This window comes from Kitasatospora sp. NPDC001683 (assembly GCF_053596495.1).
Genome location: NZ_JBSFGK010000202.1, coordinates 1 through 4,464 on the forward strand (window position 1 = coordinate 1; position 4,464 = coordinate 4,464).

Here is a 4,464-nt window from a genome sequence, read left to right on the forward strand (position 1 = left end):
GATCGTCCGCCCCCCGCCGCGCACCGCCGGCCGCGGGCCGCCCCCCCGCGCCCCCCCCCCCCCCGCGCCGGGGGTAACGACGGTGTCCGCAAAGGGCAGGCCGCCACGGCTTGGACGAATGTCCCAGACGATCGCCCGTCTAACACAGACGTCCGACACGGCCAATCCGGTGCCTCGGCAAAGCTTGAGACGTACGTCCGTCTCAGACGCACGTCCTTCCAAGACGTACGTCCGTCCAAGACGCACGTACGTCTCATTCGCCCGCGCACCACCGGCCGCACCGCTCAGATCAGACCGCGCCGCATGGCGTACCCCACCGCGTGCGCCCGATTGCGCAGCCCCAGCCGCGTGATGATCTCGTGCAGCACGTTCTTGACGGTGCGTTCGGAGTACGAGGTCTTCGCGGCGATCTCACTGGTGTCGAAGCCCTCGGCGACCAGCCGGAGCATCTCCGCCTCCCGGGCCGTCAGGGTCGACAGGGTCAGGCCCCGCCCGTCGAGCATGGTGCGCTGGAGCATCCCGATCCGGTCGAGCAGCTCACCGAGCAGGTCCCCCGGCATCACTCCCTCGCCGTTGGCCAGGGCGGTGATGAGGTGCACCAGCCGGTCCTGGTCCGCCTCCGAGCGACGCATCACGGCGGCGACCCCGCACTCGACGATCGTCTGCAGCCCGCCGGCCTCGAACTGGCCCACCACCAGGCCGATTCGGCCCGAGGTGGCGAGTCGCAGCTTGCGCAGGTGCTCGGCGACCGCCTCGGTGAGGGCGTCGACCACCAGCAGGGAGACCTCCGCCCGGCCCGCCTCGCTCTCGCTCAGCAGCTCCACCTCGGGCCGCTGGCGCAGCTGTTGGACCACGCCTGTCTGCAGGATGAGGTCCTCGGCGTACACCGCCACGGGTATCTGGCCGGGCCTGCGCGCCTGGACGGGGACGCGCGGGCCGGCCGGGCGGGCGCTGCCGGAACGTTGCGCCACCGGAATCCGGGGGGTGGTGACTGCTTCGCCACGGGGTGTTTCGGTCGACGTCATCGAGCTCTCCATTCTCCAGCGGGCCTGCGGCGGTGCCGGGCAGGGTCGGTCGGTCCGCACGGGCAAGGGGTGTGCCCACGGCTTGCCCGTACGGCCCTCTCCGCGGACGGTCCCCCGGTCCTACCGTCACGCCATGACCACATCCGCCGAACTCGGCCTGTCCGCGCTGACGGTGGCGCCCGGTGGCGTGGCCACCACGACGCTGACGGTGCGCAACGACCTCGACATCGTGGAGGCGTACACGCTGGAGGTCGTCGGCGAATGCGCCCCGTGGACGACGGTCGAGCCGGCCCGGGTCTCGCTCTACCCGGGGACGTCCGAGACGGTGACGGTGCGCCTCGCCCCACCGCGATCGTCCGCCGCCCGGGCCGGTGAGTTCCCACTCGGCATCCGGGTCCTGCCGACCGAGCGCCCCGAGCTGGTGACGGTCCCGGAGACCACCGTCACCGTGACGCCGTTCCACGAGCTGCAGGCCGCGCTCGCGCCCCGGCGCCGCCGCGGCTGGCTGCGCGGCCGCTACCGGACCTCGGTGCGCAACCTCGGCAACGCCCCCGCCACCGTGGTCCTCACGCCCGGACAGGCCGGCGAGGAGCTGCGGTTCCGGGCCACCCCGGAACGGCTGCGCCTCGAACCCGGCGAGTCCGGCGAGCTGCGCCTGCAGGCGCGCGCCCGCAAGCTGATCTGGTTCGGCAAACCGGCCTCCTGGCCGTTCGAGGTCACGGTGGGACCGGAGCAGGCCGACACCGGCAAGGACGCGAACGCCGAGGCCACCAACACCAGGACCCCTGACGCCAAAACTCCTGACACCAAGAGCCGGGACGCCAAGGGCGGGACCGCCTCGACCGAAGGCCTCACGATCGTTCAACGGCCCCTCCTCGACGGCGAGTTCATCCAACTCCCGGTCTTCCCCAAGTGGCTGCTCGCCCTCTTGGCGGCGCTGCTCGCGCTGCTGCTGGCCTGGTTCGCCCTGGTCCGCCCGGCGGTGCGCAGTTCCGCGAAGCAGGCCGCCGAGCAGGCCGTCGCCCAGCAGAGCAGCGCCACCCCGGCCCCGAGCGCCGCCGCACCCGGCGGTGCGCCCACGGCACCCGCCGCCGGGAACCCCGGCGGCCAGGTCAAGCCGGGTGCCGGCCAGCCGAGCGCCGGTGGCCGCGCCCCCGGCCCGGGCCTGGCCGAGCCCGGTACCGGACGGCAGAGCTCCGCCACCGTCGACGTGCAGACCGCGAACGGCGCCGCATCCACCGGCAGTTATCAGGTCCCGCACGGCAAGGTGTTCGACATCACGGACATCGTGGTCGCCAACTTCCAGGGCGACCAGGGGCTGTTGACCATCACGGCCGGCAAGCAGACGATCACCACCATCGCCTTGGAGACCTTCCGCAACCAGGACTACCACTGGGTGACTCCCATCCAGGTCCCCGAGGACCAGGCAGTGACGGCGACCGTGACCTGCGAGTCGCCGGGCACCCCGGCCTCTGGCAAGCAGGCGGCCACGTGCCACGAACTCCTCAACGTCAGCGGATCGTTGAGCGACATCAGGCAGGGAAACTGAATCGGTGGCACAAGGTGGACATTCCCTCCCCGGGCAACCGGACCGGAAAGGTGCACCGGACGCCCCGACGATGTCAACGGGCCCCTCACACCGGACCCGACCCGTACGTCTCCGCGATCTCCCCCTTCCACACCTCCCCTCGCGCCCCGCGATCATGTCAACATCCGCTGGACACCGTGACCGGTCGCCCGTCGACTGACAACCCGCCCGAACCGCGCCCGCGCCGCCCGCCTGCCCTTCCGGGGAAGCCTGCCGCGCCCTCCCGGGGCAAGCGAACGGTCCCCGCGGGCGGCGAAGTCTGCCCCGGTCGCACTACTGACGGTTCATCAGTACAGCAGTAGCTTTGCGTCGTTCGCGCGTATACGGCGCCCCCGGGGCCGTATACGCACAAAATCGCCACAAGGAGGAAGGAACCCGAGCTCGTGCGCACCAACCAGCCGGACCGCCGCACCGACCCGGCCGCCACCCCCGCTGCCACCCGCGCCGTGCGCCCGGGCCCGGGTCCGAGGGCCGGCACCGCACTGGCCCTGCAACGGTCCATCGGCAACGCCGCGGTGACCCGCCTGGTCCAGCACACCCGACGCGGCGCCAGCAGTACAAGCAGCTCCCGCGGCTCCGACGCGCAGGACGAACTGCCGCTCCAGCGCTCCCTGGTGCACCAGGTGCTCCGGACCGCCGGACAGCCCCTGAACGCCACCACCCGCCGCGAGATGGAGTCCCGCCTCGGCGCCGACTTCTCCGACGTACGGCTGCACACCGGCAGCACGGCTCGCGCCTCCGCGGCCGAAGTCGGCGCCCGCGCCTACACCTCGGGCAACCACGTGGTGCTCGGAGCCGACGACGGCGACCGGCACACCCTGGCCCACGAACTCACCCACGTCATCCAGCAACGCCGGGGCCCGGTCGCCGGCACCGACCGCGGCGACGGCCTGCGGGTCTCCGACCCGTCCGACCGCCACGAACGCGAGGCCGAGGCCAACGCCGTCCGCGCGCTGTCGGCCCCGCTCGCCCACGAGAAGCCGGAGCCCGGACCCGACGGCCGCTCCCCCCGGGCGGGCGCATCCCTGCAGCGGATGCCTCCCAAGCGCAAGGCGGAAGCCGCCGAACTCCCCACGCCCTCGGGCCGCACCACCCGCGGCAAGGCCCGCGCCGCGAACCTCGACCTCGACCGGCCCGTCCTGGAGTTCACCTCGGACTACGAGGGACCGGCCGCCCAGAAGCTGAACGACACCCAGAGCATCGGCTTCCAGCAGGTGGCACGGCTGAAGAACCCGCCGGGCGCCCCGCAGCGGGTCTCGACCAACTACCACTTCTGGCAGGAGGTCACCGACTCCAACGTCCAGATCGTGCAGTCGAAGAAGGGCTTCCCCGAAACCCCGTCCAGCCGCCCCTGGATGCAGGACGGCCCCTACCACCCGCCCTACAACAACGCGGTCATCAACGACACCCAGAACGCGATCGAGTTCAACGACAACCCCGGCTTCTCCACCTCGGCGCGGATGACCCCCGGGTACTGGCTGAAGTCCTACCAGGTCTCCTTCCGCTGGAAGGTCGCCCACCGGGCCGACCCCTGGAACCGGACGATGCCCGCCTGGACCAGCCCCGTGGTCACCCACACCCTGGAGTCCGCCTTCGACCCCGAGAACCCCGACCAGCCCTCCCCCATCGCCGCCCACCCGGCCGGCGAGTTCACCTGGAACGTCGACCTGTCCACGGTGGCCTCCGCCACGGGAAACGGCTGAAGCCGCAGGAGCTCCGGAACGCGAAAAGGCCCCACCCGGAAACCGGATGGGGCCTTTTCTGAAGAATTGTTCGGCGGCGTCCTACTCTCCCACAGGGTCCCCCCTGCAGTACCATCGGCGCTGTGAGGCTTAGCTTCCGGGTTCGGAA

The 4,464-nt window shown here is 71.9% G+C and carries 3 protein-coding genes and 1 rRNA gene; 2 read left to right on the forward strand and 2 right to left on the reverse strand.

Features of this window, described 5'->3' with window-relative positions; all coding sequences use genetic code 11:
* Positions 1-284: 284 nt before the first annotated feature.
* Positions 285-1,025 (reverse strand): helix-turn-helix transcriptional regulator, encoded by a 741-nt coding sequence (locus ACWCYO_RS40305; protein WP_270141383.1) that lies wholly within the window; start codon positions 1,023-1,025, stop codon positions 285-287.
* A 133-nt stretch (positions 1,026-1,158) separates the two neighbouring features.
* Between ACWCYO_RS40305 and ACWCYO_RS40310 the strand changes: the two genes are divergently transcribed.
* Both ACWCYO_RS40310 and ACWCYO_RS40315 read left to right on the forward strand, forming a co-directional pair.
* The gene (locus tag ACWCYO_RS40310) at positions 1,159-2,574 is read left to right on the forward strand and encodes a COG1470 family protein (protein WP_449787013.1); all 1,416 of its coding nucleotides are present in this window, start codon (positions 1,159-1,161) and stop codon (positions 2,572-2,574) included.
* A gap of 422 nt (positions 2,575-2,996) precedes the next feature.
* A complete protein-coding gene (locus ACWCYO_RS40315) occupies positions 2,997-4,316 on the forward strand; it encodes an eCIS core domain-containing protein (RefSeq protein ID WP_449787014.1) in 1,320 nt (439 codons plus the stop codon).
* A 68-nt stretch (positions 4,317-4,384) separates the two neighbouring features.
* On the opposite strand, the gene rrf is transcribed toward ACWCYO_RS40315, so the two are convergent.
* A 5S ribosomal RNA gene (gene rrf / locus ACWCYO_RS40320) occupies positions 4,385-4,464 on the reverse strand; the annotation flags it as partial.

Bases quoted from the DNA above. Each gene is read 5' to 3' on its own strand.
- ACWCYO_RS40305 (WP_270141383.1), bottom strand. From the start codon at position 1,025: ATGACGTCGACCGAAACACCCCGTGGCGAAGCAGTCACCACCCCCCGG.
- ACWCYO_RS40310 (WP_449787013.1), top strand. From the start codon at position 1,159: ATGACCACATCCGCCGAACTCGGCCTGTCCGCGCTGACGGTGGCGCCC.